Consider the following 15,861-nt stretch of genomic DNA (forward strand, 5'->3'; position numbering starts at 1 on the left):
CGAATTGCACCATTTTCGTCGCGTCATAGCCAAAATAGCGAACGGGCTTCGGAGCGCGTGATTGCTCAATGAAAGTCTCGCGAGTTCGGCATGATTTTTACATTCCGCGGATGATGCGCCATCTGGGATGGAGCGACGAGGCGCTGCGCTTCGCGTCCGCTCATTTCGATCAGTGCTGCCGAACGATCCTGCAGCTTTGACGCCACCAGATGCACGACCCCTTCGGGACTGCGCTGGAGGCGACCTTCGATATGGATCAGCCGCGCGCCCATTACTTCGCGGCGAAACGCTTTCATGATTTTCGGCCAGACGACAATATTGGCGATGCCGGTTTCATCCTCGATGGTGAGAAACACCACGCCCTTGGCGCTGCCGGGGCGCTGGCGCACGGTGACGACGCCCGCCACTTTCATGCGGCGTCCATCGGCACCTTCCTGCACTGCGCGACAGGTTGAAACGCCTTCCGCTGCCAGACCCTCGCGCAGATATTGCAGCGGATGCCCTTTCAGCGAGAGCCGCGTCGTCTCGTAATCGGCAATCACATGCTCGGAAGCGGCCATTTCAGGAAGTTTTGTGCGCGGTTCCTCCGCCAGTTCGCTGGTTGCGGCGGCGCGGAACAGCGGCAGCGTTTCGTCATTGGGCAGACGGCGCACGGCCCACAGTGCTGCGCGGCGGTCGATATCGAGTGAGCCGAAGGCATCGGCATCGGCCAAAAGCGTGAAGGCGCGCCGGTCGAGCCGGAGACGCCGATGCATGTCCTCGATGGTGCGGTAAGGCTCCTGCCGGTCGGCAATCAGGAGTTCGGTGTCCCGTTTGGAAAACCCGTCGATCTGGCGGAAACCCAGCCGGAGCGCCGGTCGGATATCGAGCGTATCCTCCAGCATATTATCCCAGTGACTGAAATTAACATCGACGGGCAGCACCGTCACGCCATGCTCGCGGGCATCGCGCACGATCTGGGCGGGTGCGTAAAAACCCATGGGTTGGGAATTGAGAAGCGCGGCGGCGAACACTTCCGGATGGTGGCACTTGATCCACGCGGAAATATAGACCAGATGGGCAAAGCTTGCCGCATGACTTTCGGGAAAGCCATATTCGCCGAAACCCTTGATCTGGTTGAAGCAGTTTTCGGCAAAGGTCCGGTCATAGCCACGATTGACCATGCCTTCGATCATCTTTGTCTCCATCGTATGGATGGTGCCCATCTTGCGGAAAGTGGCCATGGCGCGGCGCAACTGGTTGGCCTCATCCGGTGTGAATTTTGCAGCCTCCATGGCAATGCGCATCGCCTGTTCCTGAAACAGCGGCACGCCCTTGGTCTTACCGAGAATTTGTAGCAACTCGTCGGGCGGCCCGTACTCCGGCGCTGGCGATGGCAAGGTGCAGGGTTCCTCATTGTTTCGCCGCCGCAGATAGGGATGGACCATGTCACCCTGAATGGGGCCGGGCCGCACAATGGCGACCTCGATGACGAGATCATAGAACTCACGCGGGCGCAGGCGTGGCAGCATGTTCATCTGGGCGCGGCTTTCCACTTGAAACACGCCGAGCGAATCTCCCTTGCACAGCATGTCGTACACGGCTTCGTCTTCGCGCGGCAAATTGGCCAGCGTCAGCTTCTTGCCATCATATTTTTCCGGCTTGTGCTGGTGAATGAGATCAAAGGCCTTGCGGATGCAGGTGAGCATGCCGAGCGACAGCACATCGACCTTCATCAGCCCCACCTCGTCGATATCGTCCTTGTCCCATTCGATGAAGGAGCGGTCTTCCATCGCCGCCGGGCCGATGGGCACGGTCTCGTCCAGTCGATCACGGGTCAGCACGAAGCCGCCGACATGCTGGGACAGGTGGCGCGGAAAGCCGATCAGCGTGATGGCCAGTTCCACCGCGCGTCGGATGATGGGATTGTCGGGGTCGAGACCCGCCTGTCTGATATGCTGCTTGTCGATGCCGCCGCCCGATATGCCCCAGACCGTATTGGCGAGCGCTGCCGTCACATCCTCAGTCAGCCCCAGCGCCTTGCCGACATCGCGGATCGCACTGCGGGACCGATAGCTGATGACGGTTGCGACAATGGCCGCGCGATCTCTGGAATAGCGCTTATAGACATATTGCATCACCTCTTCGCGCCGCTCATGCTCGAAATCGACGTCGATATCCGGCGGTTCCTTTCGCTCCACCGAAAGAAAGCGCTCGAACAGGAGATCGACCTGTGTCGGGTCCACACCGGTGACGCCAAGGCAGAAGCAGACGACGGAATTGGCGGCCGAACCACGCCCCTGACACAGAATATCTTCTCGGCGGGCATAGCTCACAATGTCATAAACCGTGAGAAAGTAAGCCGCATATTGCAGCTTTTCGATCAGCGCCAGTTCCTTGTGGATCAGCGTCTGCACCTTCGGCGGGATGCTGTTAGCGCCGTAATGACGAGCGGCACCTTCCCAGGTGAGATCATGCAGATGTTGTTGCGGCGTCTTGCCGGGCGGCACCGGCTCGTCGGGATAATCATATTTCAGCTCATCAAGCTGGAAGGTGATGGGCGCGACGAAATCGGCGGTAGCCTCGACTGCTTCAGCGTAGTCGCGGAACAGCCGCAGCATTTCCTTTGGTGGTTTCAGGTGGCGTTCGGCGTTCTTTTCGAGAAGCTGCCCGGCTGCGAAAACAGTCGTGTGGTAGCGGGTTGCCGTCAGCACATCCTGAAGCGCGCGGCGGTCGGGATGATGATAGAGCACGTCATTGGTGGCGAGCAGCGGCACATTGGCTTCGGCTGCAAAACGGGCGATGCGTTCGGCCCGGCGTCCGTCATGGCCCTGATGCGGCATGGCGAGCGCCAACCAGACCGAGCCGGGGGCAGCTTGCGCAATCTCGGTCAGGCGCGCGGCAAAATCCGGTCTGTCGTCTTCAGGCGGAAAGACCGCGATCTGGAACTGTCGGGCGCGAAACAGCAGGTCGCCCCATTCGAGATGGCATTCGCCCTTGATGGCGGCGCGTGCCTTGCCCTCCGTCAGCAGGCGGCACAATTGCCCATAGGCCGGACGATCACGCGGATAGACGACCATATCCGGCGTGCCGTCGGTGAAGGACAGGCGACAGCCGATGAAAAGCCGGAAATCGCTCTTGTCGCGAAAATCCTTCCATGCCGCATGTGCCCGCACCACACCGGCCAGCGTGTTGCGGTCGGCAATGCCGATACCGGACAGACCAAGCTCATGCGCACGCGCTACCAGTTCCTGCGGATGCGACGCACCGCACAGGAAGGAGAAATTGCTGGCAGCAGCCATTTCGAAATAAGGAGCCATCACGCAAACAGTCCGTGTAAAAACCAGCGCGGATGATTGGCACCGTCATAAAGGCCTTCGCGGAAAATCCAGAAGCGCTGGCCGTTCTCGTCTTCCACCCGGTAATAATCGCGCAGTTCCGGAACCGTGTGACCGATTGCGAGCCACCATTCCGGTTCGATCCTTTCCGGCCCCTCGGCAAGGCGCACATGATGGCGCACCCGCCGCCACAGGAAAAACGAAGGCGGGCTGTCGGGCACTTCCGCCACGCTTTCGATCAATTGTGGCGGGCGAAACAGTTTTATGGGGCGCGCTGGCGGGTCGTTGGGAAGTGCTGGGGGAAGTGCTGCTGTGTTTTCGTAATCGGCTTCGCCCTTGCTGTCCGTGTGAAGGGCAGGGCGCAGGCCGAAGGCCCGTTCAGGAATATGCGTGTTACGCGAAAAGGAAACGAGAACGCGGTTCTGTCCAAGCCGCGCCGAAAGCCGGTCGACAAGCTGACTAAACCCCGCTTCATCTTCCTCATGCTGGTCGAGCCCCGTCTGGCGCTGGGCGATTGCCGCACTGCGCAGCGCTGCCAGCCGGATCATGTCGAAGCCGAAACCGGCGTCGAGCGGGTCGGTCAAGGCATTGAGCCTTTCACGCGCAAGGCGCAGGAAAACCTTGTCGCTGCGCAAGGGCTGGCCGGTTTCGATGTGGATATGACGCACTTCGCCATCGACACGGAAGAAGGAGGACTCAATCAGAAGCGCGCCTTTTCCCTCCGGTTCAAGCTGCGTAAAAAGCTCCTGCGCCAGTTCCTGCAAGATGCGTTCAACCAGTTCCATTGCGGTAACCGGCTCTGACAGGCGGCGCTCGACGGTGCTGAGAGGCATGATGCGCAAGGGGGAAATCGGCGCGCGCTCCTGCCGCGCCAGCCGGTCGAGCCGGGTCGCAAGATCGGTGCCGAAGCGGGCGGTGAGTGCGGCGCGCGGAAGCCCCATCACATCGCCGATGCGTTTCAATCCGGCGCGCTTGAGGCCGGTTTCGGCAGCTTGCGTCAGTTCAAGCGCGGAGAGCGGCAGGCGGGGAAGCAAGCGGTCGGCCTCTGCTCTGCTGAAGACACTGCCCTTCGTTCTCCGTGCCAGAAGTCGCGCGGCAAAACTGTTATCGGCAATCGCCGCCTGTACGCCAAGCCCGGCCCGTTCCAGACGCCGGATTGCATCGGCACGCATGGCGTCGAGCCCGCCAAAAAGATGCGCACAGCCGGTTATGTCGAGCATCAGCCCATGCGGCTCATCGAAGGCGACAAGCGGCGTGTAGCGCTCGCACCAATGGGCAAGACGCTTGAGCAATGCCGCATCATGTTCCGGTGCTGCCGTTGCCACTTCAAGCCGTTCCACGCGGGCGCGCGCATCCGTCAGTGCCATACCGGGAAAAAGGCCGAGCTTTGCCGCTCCGGCATCCACTGCTGTCAGGCGCAGCGCATTGGCCGTGCGTTCGGTCACAACCAAAGGCAGGCGCGGTTTGCCGTCAGGCGGAGCGCTGTTGCGAAGCCGGTCGGTCGGCAGAAACGGAAACCAGAGGGCGAGAAACAGACGTTCTGCCATCCCGTTCGTTAGCACCAAATTCCTGGGTTTCATTGTTCCATTCCATGATCCATTGCCCGCATGTGCCGTGGCGATTGCGTTCCAGAACCGCCGAAAAGACAGGCTTGCCGGGTGCGTTCGCTCCACTTGAACGGGACGGCGCGGGCGCCACCCGCCAGCGGCTGACGGCAGCGCTTTGCACAGCCGTCCGGTGGCTCCGGAGCAGGATGACGGGCAGCTGCGCGGTTTCTGTTGCCAGAAGCAGACGACGCGAAGCGGTCAGGTCGAGGCATTTCGGCTGGCCTGTCACCGAGGCGACGACGCCGGAAACAAGATGCGAAGCCTTGCCGCCGGTTCCGGCTTCCAGCGCATCATTTGCCGCCTTCAGGACATCCTGTGCCGTGGGGCAGCGCACGATCAGAAGTCGCGACGGATCGATCCCGAAGGCATGAAGTCCCGGCGGATAAAGCCCGCCATATTCACTTGCAGCACTTTCTTCCTCGATCCAGATAATCGGGCGACGAGGCTCTATGGCGCGTTCTGCCGCACGGGCGGCAAAGGCGAGCGCAAAGCCGGTCGCAGCCATATGCGCGCCGGGGTTTTCGGCAAAAACCTCATGCAGCGCGTCACCTGCCAGACCATGCGGAAAGGCAGCATCCGCTCCGGCAAGGCCGAGCGTGAAACTGCGCGTCCGCCCGAAGTCCGTTTGTCCCTGATTTGCAAAACTGCCTTGCGGATCGTTGCCTTCAATGGTCGTAACCATGCGCCGCAGCGCCGCGATGTCGATGCCGCTCACGTCTAGATTCCATCTTTTTGTTCTCTATATGTTCTAGTATTGAATCGAGCGAGGCAAGAGTCAAGCGGGATCAGAAATCAGTCCAGTGGACTGATTTCCTTGCGTAGGCGTTTCACACTTTTCGGGATACGCTCTATCATCGCGATAGTGGTTTTGGATTAGGCGGCGTCCCTGAAAGGCACGCCTGCCAGTTGCGCCAGATGGCCGGGAAGGTCGGTGCCTGCACCCGCCGCATTGATCGTGTCGAAATAATCATGCCAGCCGGTGGCGGTGATTCCGGCAATCAGCATGTCGAGAGCTGCTTCATCCGGGAAACGCCAGATGGCGAAGAAACTCTGGCTGGGCGCAAAAGACTTTGTCGCGTCGACGGGACCTAATGCCAAGGCCTCGATACCGAGCGCGCCAAGCCCGCCCATACCCGCGCCGACTTTCTCAAAGAAGGCCTGCCTGCCTTCAGCATCGAGCGCGTGCCAGCTCGATTTCGGGGAATAAAGCTCGGCGAGGTAATAGGTCATGTCATATCCCTTAGGGTTTCATTGATCTTGAAAGAACGACCGGCATCGGTGCGGCTCCAGATGCGGCGCAGCAAGGTGCTGAGAAGCTGCTGTTCGCCTGACGAGAGATCGCTCATCAGGCTTGCAATCCATGCGGTATGTTGTTCGAAAAGCTGTTGCGCCAGCAGCATCCCTTCGGATGTCAGCCGGACAGTCAGCTTGCGGCGGTCCTCGCTATCCGCGTGACGCTTGAGGAAACCATCACGCTCTAGCCCGTCCAGCAGGCCGGTTATGGTGGCGCGCGTGACACCTGCGCGTTCTGAAAGCTCGTGCGGCGAGAGGCCGTCGGGCGCATTGTGCAGCAGAAACAGCAGGACGAACTTGCCTTCCGAAAGCTTGTGCGGTGCCAGCCGGCTGGCGCAATCCCGGTCAATGGCCGCAGCAAGCGACAAGACTTCAAAGCAGGTTTTCAGCGCGTCGGTGGACGGGCTGTGCCGGCGTTCCATTTCGCCCAGAAGGGCGTGATGCTTTTGTTCGATTATTTCCATACGGTGACTTATAGTACGGTGCCATACTAAATGCAAGTGGCTTTGATTGCTTGAGCAGGAACAGTAGAGAGCTTGATCGATGAATATATACGGTTTATATATGATTCGTATATGAACTATATGGTCTGGATAATGCTATGGGTATCGTGAAAATCGGCGATGAACTGCATGAGGAACTGCGCAAGGCGAGTGACGTCATGTGCCGTTCGATCAATGCGCAGGCTGAATACTGGATGAAGATCGGTATGCTGGCGCAGGCCCATCCCGACCTGTCGTTCAACGAGATCGTGCAGATGCAGTTGCGCGCAGCGCAGGTCGAGCTGCCGGTTCTGCCCGTTCTTACTGTGCAGTCGTCATGACCAAGACCCCTGCCGAAGTGGAGAAAATGGCGGCATCCGGCGCGCTGCTTGCCTCTGTTTTTGCGCTTCTCGACCGCACACCTCTGGCAGGCATGACCACGATGCAGGTCAACGATCTGGTCGAGGATTATATCACCCGCGAATTGCAGGCGCGGCCTGCCAGCAAGGGGCAATATGACTATCCCTATGTGCTGAACAGTTCCAAGAACGAAGTCGTCTGCCACGGCATGCCGTCGAATGACCAGATCATTGAAAACGGCGAGATCATCAACTTCGATATCACGCTGGAAAAGGATGGCTATATCGCTGATTCCAGCAAGACCTATATGGTCGGTGAAGTCGCTCCTTTCGCCTCACGGCTGGTCCGCGTGACCTATGAGGCCTTGTGGAAGGGGATTGCTGCCGTGCGACCCGGCGCGACGCTGGGCGATATCGGCCATGCCATCGAGCGTCACGCCAAGCGGCATGACTACAGCATCGTGCGGGAATATTGCGGCCATGGTATCGGTCGCGAGATGCATGAGGAACCGCAGGTTCTGCATTTCGGCAAGCCTGGCACCGGCGTTCGTCTGCGCGAAGGCATGGTGTTCACCATCGAGCCGATGCTCAATCAGGGAACGGCCAAGGTGAAGACCGAAAAGGACGGCTGGACGGTGGTGACGCGCGACGGAAAATTGTCAGCGCAGTTCGAGCATACGGTCGCAGTCACCGCGAATGGCGTGCGGGTGCTGACTTTGCGTCCCGGTGAAGAAAAGATGCTGGCGGGTATAAAACACGCCGCTTGATCTCATGCGATCCTGCCGGTCATCCAGAGCACAAAGACAATTGTTCCGCTCTAAAAACAAAAAGCCCGCCGGGAAGGCGGGCTTTTGTCTGGATTGGATATGCTTATTTGCGATCACGCGCAGCAAGCGTACGCAGACGCAGTGCATTGAGCTTGATGAAGCCTGCGGCGTCCTTCTGGTCGTAAGCACCCTGATCGTCTTCGAAGGTGACGAGCTTGTCGGAATAGAGCGACTTGTCCGATTCGCGACCGATCACCATCACGTTGCCCTTGTAGAGCTTGAGCGTGACTTCGCCTTCAACATGGCGCTGGCTGTGATCAATGGCGGCCTGCAGCATTTCGCGTTCCGGCGAGAACCAGAAGCCGTAATAGATCAGCTCGGCGTAGCGCGGCATCAGCTCGTCCTTGAGGTGAGCAGCGCCACGGTCAAGCGTGATCGATTCGATGGCGCGGTGAGCTGCCAGCAGGATCGTGCCGCCCGGCGTTTCGTAGACGCCACGCGACTTCATGCCGACGAAGCGGTTTTCCACGAGGTCGAGACGACCGATGCCATTGTCGCGGCCATAGTCGTTGAGCTTGGCAAGCAGCGTTGCTGGCGACAGACGTTCGCCATTGATCGAAACGGCATCACCTTTTTCAAAGCCGATCTTGATGATCGTTGCCTTGTCGGGCGCGGTTTCCGGTGAAATGGTGCGCATATGCACATATTCCGGTGCCTCGACAGCCGGATCTTCCAGAACCTTGCCCTCGGACGAGGAGTGCAGCAGGTTCGCGTCGACGGAGAACGGCGCTTCGCCCTTCTTGTCCTTGGCAACCGGAATCTGGTGCTGTTCGGCGAATTCGAGCAGATGCGTGCGGCTCTTGAACGACCAGTCGCGCCATGGGGCGATGATCTTGATGTCCGGGTTCAGCGCATAGGCCGAAAGCTCGAAACGAACCTGGTCGTTGCCCTTGCCGGTCGCGCCGTGCGCGATGGCGTCGGCGCCGGTCTTCCTGGCGATTTCGATCAGGTGCTTGGAGATCAGCGGGCGGGCAATCGAGGTGCCGAGCAGGTAGACGCCTTCATAGACGGCATTGGCGCGGAACATCGGGAAAACGAAATCGCGCACGAATTCTTCGCGCACGTCCTCGATGAAGATTTCCTTGATGCCCAGCATTTCCGCCTTCTTACGGGCTGGTTCAAGCTCTTCGCCCTGACCGAGATCGGCAGTGAAAGTCACAACTTCCGCGCCGAGTTCCGTCTGAAGCCACTTCAGGATGATCGAAGTGTCGAGGCCGCCCGAATAGGCGAGAACGACTTTCTTAACGTCTTTCCACTTGCTCATAATAAACTTCCGTCTCATCAGGCGCTCCAGAGCGGCGCCCAAAATTTATCCGTAGTTCTTTTAGCAGTTGCCAAGCCGCGTGCAAGCCGAGACTTATCGCGAAAACTCATGCTTATTACGTGATCTGTGGTTCGCCAACTTCATAAACAACGAGATTGCGGTCGCCGATACCAAGTTCAGGCCAGGCCGCACGCCATTCGGCAATATGGGGGGAGGCGAAATGCCGGTCGAGCGAAGCACGGTCGCGCCACATCTCCTTCACATGGATGAGCCCCGGTTCGAGAATATCTGCAGCATAGCCATAGTCCACACAGCCATCCTCCGCCCGGCTGGCCAAGATCATGCGCTGCATGGCCTCGCGCGCCCGGTCAAGATTTTCCGGCGGCAGGCGGACAGTCCCTACGATCAGCAGCATTTCGGCCTCCATTCCACGGTTCCATTTGCATGGAAATTATTCTAGCGTGCGCCATCTCTTGGAGCACATTTCGATGTCTTTTCTGACAAACCTGACCTTCATTCCCGAATGGACGATTTTTGTCCAGTTCGCGATAGCAACCGCGATCCTTTCCATCACGCCCGGTCCCGACATGACGCTTTTCGTCGGGCGTGCCCTGTCCGAAGGCAAGGCCGCAGGCTTTGCCTGTATGGCTGGCGCCAGCACCGGCATCGTCATTCATACCACCATGGTGGCGCTCGGCCTTTCGGCGCTCATTCTGGCGTCTCCCGCAGCCTTTACGGCGCTGAAAGTGGTGGGCGCAGGCTATCTGGTCTGGCTGGCCGTGCAGGCGATCCGCAAGGGATCGGCCTTCTCGCCGGAAAAGAATGGCGGCAAGAAGCATACGCTGTTCCAGAACTGGCTGACGGGTCTCGGCATCAACCTTCTGAACCCGAAGATCATCCTGTTCAACATGACCTTCCTGCCGCAGTTCGTCTCCGCGCATGACCCGCATGCCATGGGCAAATTGTTCTTCCTCGGCCTGTCGTTCATTCCGATGGCGCTGCCCTTTACCATTCCGATGGTGGTGGCGGCAGATCGTTTCGCCGGGCTCCTGAAAAAGAACCCGACCGTGACGCGCATCGTGGACTGGATGTTTGCGGGCGTATTCTCAGCCTTCGCGCTGAAGATCATCACCGCACAGGCGAAATAGAGCATTTCCAGCAAAAGTGCGAAGCGGTTTTGCGTAGGACAATGCGAAAAAGAAGATGGATTTTATTCAACCGGGCGGGTTAAAAGCCGCCCGGCATTGCGCCCTGCCAGCAGCCAGTAGACGAAGCTGCCGACGACACCGGCGCCTGCAATGGTTGCAATCCAGAGCGAGCTTTCCGGCACGCTCCGGCCATCGCTGAACGGAAGCGATGCGCCTGCGGCGGCAAGCCCGATCAGGGCGCCCGCAACGCAATAGAACAGGGATGATTTGTAACCGCGCGCTTCAGCCAGAATGATGAGGATGAGGGCGGGCACAAAGCTGAACCCGCCAGCCATGGCTGCAATGGCAAAACCGCCAACGAAGACGGCGCTCCAAAAGCTGGTGGCTGCAAAGAGCGAACCGGCATCCGCATCGCTTGCCATCATGACGAAATCATTCATGAAGGAATCGATCCCGAGGGTGCGGAAAAGGATAGCGGCGAGAAACCAGCCTGCCGTCAATACACCGCAGCAATAGCCGAATACCACGATGGCGAAGCGCGTTATGTAGTCGAAAGTATCGTTCAAGCACGCTCACCCATCGGTTTATTCACCCCGTTATTCACCGTGTCCAGCAATCATCATGGCTTCGAGAGCAAGGCGCTCGCTCTTGCGCATGCGCTCCGATTCCGACTTAAGCTGGCCGCAGGCCGCGAGAATGTCGCGACCGCGCGGGGTGCGGATCGGCGATGCATAACCAGCCGCGTTCACATAATCGGCAAATTTCTCGATCTGCTCCCATTCCGAGCACTGGTAATTGGTGCCGGGCCACGGGTTGAACGGGATCAGATTGATCTTGGCCGGAATGCCCTGCAAAAGCTTTACCAGCAGCTTGGCATCCTCAAGGCTGTCATTGATGTCCTTCAGCATCACATATTCGAAGGTGATGCGCTTTGCATTGGACAGGCCCGGATATTCGCGGCAAGCCTTGATGAGCTGTTCCAGCGGATACTTCTTGTTGATCGGCACCAGAATGTCGCGCAGCTCGTCGCGCACGGCGTGCAGCGAAATGGCGAGCATGACGCCGATCTCGTCACCGGTGCGATAGATTTCCGGCACGACGCCGGAGGTCGAAAGCGTGATGCGGCGCTTGGAGAGAGACAGGCCGTCGCCATCGGAGGCGATCAGCAGAGCCTTCTTCACTTCCTCGAAATTATAGAGCGGCTCGCCCATGCCCATCATCACGATATTGGTGATCTTGCGACCTTCGGCGGGAACCATGGCACCGTCGGGCGTGTCCTTGTCCGGGAAATCGCCGAGCCGGTCGCGGGCGGTCAAAAGCTGCGCCAGAATTTCTTCAGAGGTCAGATTGCGCACCAGCTTCTGCGTGCCGGTATGGCAAAACGAGCAGGTCAGCGTGCAGCCGACCTGTGAGGAAACGCAGAGCGTGCCACGGCCTTCTTCGGGAATATAGACGCTTTCGATTTCGACCGGACGGCCGGCACCCCGCGGCGGAAAACGGAACAGCCATTTGCGGGTGCCGTCCTGCGAAATCTGTTCTTCGACCACTTCAGGCCGCGCAATGGTGAAATGCTGCGCCAGCATAGCGCGCAAATCCTTGGAAATATTGCGCATGTCGGCAAAATCGGAAACGCCGCGCACATAGAGCCAATGCCAGAGCTGGCTGATGCGCATCTTCACCTGACGCTCGGGCACACCGGCCTTGATCAGCGCTTCGGCCATTTCCTCGCGCGACATGCCGATGAGCGACGGCTTTGCTTCCAGGCTGGCGCGCGCATGGCGGGCAAGCTGGTCGCGCGTATCATCAATGGTAAGGTCGAACGAAATGGACATCTGTTTTCAACTGTTGGAGACGACGGCTGAAGCGCGTCGATAAGCTTCGCCAGATAATCTGGCCCGAATTCATGGATAAATAGGGTCCGGCACTTGGCTTTGCTACCCTGTTGCGCGCGCTCTTAGCACACAATATCGCATTCGTCATCCCACATGAAATCCGGCCACATGAAATCCGGTCGCTATGCATGACGGCGGGGAGCAAGGCTGCAAAAGAAAAAGCCGGGCGCAAGGCCCGGCTTTGAAAGTTGTCCAATCGTGAGGATTACTTGCACTTCTGGATGGCTTTCAGCGCATCCGAAATACCCTTCAGCGAATAGGTATAGTTGGTCTTGGTGCCGCGCTTCGACTGTGCCTGCACCTTCATTTCCGAACCGCCGCGCATGGCTGCGATGAGCTGCGGCTCTTCCGCTGCATTTTCCATCCAGCCGGACTTACCGTTGACGAACATGTTGAAGTTGCGGTTGCCGATGGAGACGACGACCTTGGCATTGGTATTGAGGTCGTAACCGGCCATGAATTGCGGTTCGAACGAGATGTTCTGGCCGGGCTTCTGGCTCACGAGGAAGAAGTTGTCACCGTGATCGACATTGGCCGGAGCCTTCTGGGTCGGTACGGAGAGGACATAGCAGACCTTGCCGTTGCCCGACTGATAGCTGTAGGCGCCCCAGGCATTGAACTGGCTGATCTGGCTCGGGGTCTGGGCGAGTGCCGAACCCGCCATCCCAATCATGAACACAGAAGCCGCGACGATCGATTTTCCAAGCATTGGTTTTTACCGGTTCTCTTTCGTTTGCTTCAAACTTGAATATCGGGATGCCGCCGTTCATCACGCCGTCCCGCTCAGTTGCCGATTAAATTGCCTTAATCTGGGTTACCAAACGGTGAAGTTTCGAAAGAAAACTTGAATGAGCAGCTAAGTCGCCCCGCCATCCCTTGGCTCCACTTGAATTAAAAGAAAGCGGCGAGAGTGTGTTCGTGGGGATAAGGCAATAAGGCAGCAGGGGATTAAGGCAATATGTTGAAGGGGGATAGGATGTCGGAACTAGGGAAATAAGGAAAAAAGCGGGGGGCAATTGAAGCAAAGTAGCCAGAATCACATAGCTGTGATCAGCCGCCGCTATTCCCTTGCTCCCTCATCCTCAAGTGCCTGTCGCGCGGCCAGCCGGTGCGCCGGTGTGATATGGGCACGAACGGCTGTCAGCGCTGCCATCAGCACGGCAACGTCATCGGTGAAGCCGATACCGGCCAGAATATCGGGAATGGCGTCGAAGGGTAGGACGAAATAGGCGAGCGCCGCCATCAGGGTCATGCGCACATGGGTTGGGGTCCTCTGGTCGAGCGCGCAGTAATAGGCTGCCACCACCTCATCCATGAATGGCACCATGCGACCGGCGCGGCGCGCGGCCTTCCAGAATCCGTTCTTCACCCGTTCGCTGCGCTTCTTGAATTCGCTCTCGCTGCCGGGTTCGAGGATTTCACCGATTCTGACGTCATCCATTCTCGTTCAACTCCTGTCGTCCCGATTCCAATCATCGAATGCGGGTTCTGACCGGTAAAAAATGGGGAGTTTGTACCGCTCTTGCAAGGCCAGTTCGATTTCCCCGTAGTCCTATCCTGCAAGAACCATCAGCTACAACGCCCCCGTCAAATCCCCAAAATACAGATTCGACCGGATTGCTCACCAAACGGCTTGGACCGCACTGGAGCGATGCCGAACGAATGGAGGTTTTGATGCATTTGACCGGCTATGGGGAAAATTTCATCCGCAGCGACCGTTCAACACGGCTGTTTCGCGGCAACCAGCTACTGGCTGCTGGAAGCGAAGATAATTACATCACCGTCGATCTGTCGGAGGCGGGATGCTACGATGCCGCCGTCTATCTGCGGTTTCTCTTCGGAGCCGGAATTTCGCTCAACACTTTGCGCGGCACATCCAGCCAGAACTGGATACCGATCCTGAATTTCAGGGCGGGCGAACAATGGAACGGCTATTCGGCACTGCCATTCGGCAAAGCAATCGGCTTTTATGATGTTCAGGCCGGACATATTTTCCATGCCGCAATTTCGCTCGGCGATGTTCATATCCGGGGTGTCCATGGCGGCAAACTCGGGCAGAACTGGCAGGATCGCATCAATCTTACCCGCGTTCTACCCTATTCCAGCCGCAATCCAGATGGCAGCTTCAATTATGATCGCCGGAAGATTTACGTCTATATTTCAAAGCTCTAAATTCAGGCTATCGCATTCATCTTGCGCGCAAGCTTGATGTCGAGTTCCGTAATGCCGTTCTCGCTATGGGTAGCGAGCGTAACATCGACGCGGTTGTAGACATTGAACCATTCAGGGTGATGGTCGAGCTTTTCCGCATGGAGCGCTGCGCGCGTCATGAAACCGAAGGCGGCATTGAAATCCTTGAACTTGAAGCTCTTGGCAATCGCCTCGCGTCCGTCGACCTTCTGCCAGCCATCCAGTTCAGTGAGCGCTTCGTTCAGTTCATTTTCTGTCAGCCGGTTGCGTGCCATCGTCTTTCGCCTATGTTGCGGTTCCTGAACTAACTTATCATGAGCGCGAGAGTTCCGTGATCGTATCCGTAGCCGCACAAGCCCCGACCAGCATTCTTTTCGTTTGCGCAGGCAATATCTGCCGTTCTCCGCTTGCCGAAGGCGTGATGGGGCATGTGCTGGAAAAGCGCGGCATCCGCCATGTGCTGGTCGATTCTGCCGGAACCAATGGCTATCATACCGGCGAGGAGCCGGACGAGCGCTCCATCAGCGTTGCAGCGCATCATGGTCTCGACATTTCCGCACAGCGCTGCCGACAGCTCATCGCCGGTGATTTCAGCCGTTTTGACCTGATCCTTGGGATGGACCGTTACAATATGCGGATGATCGCTGAGCGCAGGCCCGCAAGTGCAGACGCGCATATCGGGCTTTTCGCGGAGATTGCAGAAGGGCGGGCAGTTGAAATCCCCGATCCCTACTACGGCGGGACCGGGGACTTCGAAAAGGTTTACCGGATGGTTCTGGCAGCCTCCATCGCGCTTGCCGACCAGTTCTGGCCGGAACGGGCAACCAAAGGCCAGGCTTCCTCCACGATATAAGGTCCGCCACCGACGGAATCGCGTGACGACATCAGCACGAACCGTCCCACCTTGAAGGGCAGCGTCGCGAAGTTGCCACGTGAGGAGAGATAGCGCACCACATCCTCGATGCGGGGATTTCTCAGCCGCGCCAGTGTCACATGGGGCGTGAACTTGCGCGGGTCGGCGGGAATGTGAAGTCGCCGGCAGATCCGTTCGATTTCCGCCTGCAATGCGTTGAGCTCAGGCGAAGGGGATACACCCGCATAGATGCTGTGCGGCTTTTTGGAACCGAAAGCATTGACACCCGACAGGTTGAGCATGAATTCCGGCCGCCGCACGCGATCAAGCGCATTGGCAACCTCGTCGGCCACGTGGCCTTCCACATCTCCGATAAAACGCAGCGTTATGTGGTAGTTTTCGACATCAATCCAGCGTGCGCCGGGAAGACCGCCTCGCAACAACGAGAGCGAAAGCGCGGCGTCGCGCGGGATTTCGAGGGCAGTGAAAAGACGCGGCATAAGGCATCCTCCTCGAAGCGTTCCATGCCAGAGCGCCGGGCATCCAAAGGATGCATAAAGGACACTCTAGCCTAGAGAGTCAGTGCATCGTACCTGCCGAATTGATTCGGTTAAGTTGATGCAACTGCA

General features: G+C 58.3%; 18 protein-coding genes. 5 read left to right on the top strand and 13 right to left on the bottom strand.

Annotated elements, in window-relative coordinates; all coding sequences use genetic code 11:
• Window positions 1–65: 65 nt before the first annotated feature.
• The 5 genes from OANT_RS00405 to OANT_RS00425 form a co-directional block, all read right to left on the bottom strand.
• The gene (locus tag OANT_RS00405) at window positions 66–3,299 is read right to left on the bottom strand and encodes an error-prone DNA polymerase (RefSeq protein ID WP_011982307.1); all 3,234 of its coding nucleotides are present in this window, start codon (window positions 3,297–3,299) and stop codon (window positions 66–68) included.
• Window positions 3,299–4,852, bottom strand: a complete 1,554-nt coding sequence (locus OANT_RS00410) for a Y-family DNA polymerase (RefSeq protein ID WP_040130017.1) — start codon at window positions 4,850–4,852, stop codon at window positions 3,299–3,301. Before OANT_RS00410 ends, OANT_RS00405 begins: the two co-directional genes overlap by 1 nt.
• Window positions 4,788–5,639 carry an ImuA family protein gene (locus OANT_RS00415; RefSeq protein ID WP_040129027.1) on the bottom strand — a complete coding sequence of 284 codons (852 nt, stop codon included), beginning with the start codon at window positions 5,637–5,639 and terminating at the stop codon, window positions 4,788–4,790. The genes OANT_RS00410 and OANT_RS00415 overlap by 65 nt, the downstream gene beginning before the upstream one ends.
• Window positions 5,640–5,797: 158 nt before the next feature.
• Window positions 5,798–6,154: a DUF6616 family protein gene (locus tag OANT_RS00420; RefSeq protein WP_011982310.1), complete on the bottom strand. Its 357-nt coding sequence runs from the start codon at window positions 6,152–6,154 to the stop codon at window positions 5,798–5,800.
• Window positions 6,151–6,681 carry a MarR family winged helix-turn-helix transcriptional regulator gene (locus tag OANT_RS00425; protein ID WP_011982311.1) on the bottom strand — a complete coding sequence of 177 codons (531 nt, stop codon included), beginning with the start codon at window positions 6,679–6,681 and terminating at the stop codon, window positions 6,151–6,153. The genes OANT_RS00420 and OANT_RS00425 overlap by 4 nt, the downstream gene beginning before the upstream one ends.
• A 137-nt stretch (window positions 6,682–6,818) precedes the next feature.
• Between OANT_RS00425 and OANT_RS00430 the strand changes: the two genes are divergently transcribed.
• Both OANT_RS00430 and map read left to right on the top strand, forming a co-directional pair.
• Complete coding sequence (locus tag OANT_RS00430; protein WP_011982312.1) at window positions 6,819–7,040, top strand: ParD-like family protein; 222 nt, start codon at window positions 6,819–6,821, stop codon at window positions 7,038–7,040.
• Window positions 7,037–7,825, top strand: a complete 789-nt coding sequence (gene map / locus OANT_RS00435; RefSeq protein ID WP_011982313.1) for a type I methionyl aminopeptidase — start codon at window positions 7,037–7,039, stop codon at window positions 7,823–7,825. Before OANT_RS00430 ends, map begins: the two co-directional genes overlap by 4 nt.
• Window positions 7,826–7,928: 103 nt before the next feature.
• On the opposite strand, the gene OANT_RS00440 is transcribed toward map, so the two are convergent.
• Entirely contained in the window at window positions 7,929–9,149 is a 1,221-nt protein-coding gene (locus OANT_RS00440) for an argininosuccinate synthase (protein WP_040129026.1), read from the bottom strand.
• A gap of 115 nt (window positions 9,150–9,264) precedes the next feature.
• Window positions 9,265–9,564 (bottom strand): putative quinol monooxygenase, encoded by a 300-nt coding sequence (locus tag OANT_RS00445; RefSeq protein ID WP_011982315.1) that lies wholly within the window; start codon window positions 9,562–9,564, stop codon window positions 9,265–9,267.
• 73 nt (window positions 9,565–9,637) lie between these two features.
• Between OANT_RS00445 and OANT_RS00450 the strand changes: the two genes are divergently transcribed.
• On the top strand, window positions 9,638–10,297 hold the full coding sequence (locus tag OANT_RS00450) for a LysE family translocator (RefSeq protein WP_010657892.1): 660 nt from the start codon (window positions 9,638–9,640) through the stop codon (window positions 10,295–10,297).
• Window positions 10,298–10,359: 62 nt separating this feature from the next.
• On the opposite strand, the gene OANT_RS00455 is transcribed toward OANT_RS00450, so the two are convergent.
• The 4 genes from OANT_RS00455 to OANT_RS00470 form a co-directional block, all read right to left on the bottom strand.
• Window positions 10,360–10,863 carry a hypothetical protein gene (locus OANT_RS00455; protein ID WP_011982316.1) on the bottom strand — a complete coding sequence of 168 codons (504 nt, stop codon included), beginning with the start codon at window positions 10,861–10,863 and terminating at the stop codon, window positions 10,360–10,362.
• Between the two features lie 30 nt (window positions 10,864–10,893).
• A complete protein-coding gene (rlmN, locus tag OANT_RS00460; RefSeq protein WP_011982317.1) occupies window positions 10,894–12,129 on the bottom strand; it encodes a dual-specificity RNA methyltransferase RlmN in 1,236 nt (411 codons plus the stop codon).
• 265 nt (window positions 12,130–12,394) lie between these two features.
• Complete coding sequence (locus OANT_RS00465; RefSeq protein ID WP_010657895.1) at window positions 12,395–12,898, bottom strand: invasion associated locus B family protein; 504 nt, start codon at window positions 12,896–12,898, stop codon at window positions 12,395–12,397.
• A 351-nt stretch (window positions 12,899–13,249) separates the two neighbouring features.
• The gene (locus OANT_RS00470; RefSeq protein WP_011982318.1) at window positions 13,250–13,630 is read right to left on the bottom strand and encodes a YkvA family protein; all 381 of its coding nucleotides are present in this window, start codon (window positions 13,628–13,630) and stop codon (window positions 13,250–13,252) included.
• A gap of 233 nt (window positions 13,631–13,863) precedes the next feature.
• Here OANT_RS00470 and OANT_RS00475 point away from each other — a divergent pair, with 233 nt between their 5' ends.
• Window positions 13,864–14,361: a hypothetical protein gene (locus OANT_RS00475; RefSeq protein ID WP_231771270.1), complete on the top strand. Its 498-nt coding sequence runs from the start codon at window positions 13,864–13,866 to the stop codon at window positions 14,359–14,361.
• A gap of 2 nt (window positions 14,362–14,363) precedes the next feature.
• Here OANT_RS00475 and OANT_RS00480 read toward each other — a convergent pair whose 3' ends face one another.
• A complete protein-coding gene (locus OANT_RS00480; RefSeq protein ID WP_010657898.1) occupies window positions 14,364–14,654 on the bottom strand; it encodes a 4a-hydroxytetrahydrobiopterin dehydratase in 291 nt (96 codons plus the stop codon).
• 56 nt (window positions 14,655–14,710) lie between these two features.
• On the opposite strand from OANT_RS00480, the gene OANT_RS25215 reads away from it, so the two are divergent.
• The gene (locus OANT_RS25215; RefSeq protein WP_011982320.1) at window positions 14,711–15,232 is read left to right on the top strand and encodes a low molecular weight protein-tyrosine-phosphatase; all 522 of its coding nucleotides are present in this window, start codon (window positions 14,711–14,713) and stop codon (window positions 15,230–15,232) included.
• Here OANT_RS25215 and thpR read toward each other — a convergent pair.
• Window positions 15,142–15,732 (bottom strand): RNA 2',3'-cyclic phosphodiesterase, encoded by a 591-nt coding sequence (gene thpR / locus OANT_RS00490; RefSeq protein ID WP_010657900.1) that lies wholly within the window; start codon window positions 15,730–15,732, stop codon window positions 15,142–15,144. The two genes, OANT_RS25215 and thpR, sit on opposite strands and share 91 nt — an antisense overlap.
• Window positions 15,733–15,861: the final 129 nt, after the last annotated feature.

Source organism: Brucella anthropi ATCC 49188 (genome assembly GCF_000017405.1).
In the GTDB taxonomy this organism is placed as follows: Bacteria; Pseudomonadota; Alphaproteobacteria; order Rhizobiales; family Rhizobiaceae; genus Brucella; species Brucella anthropi.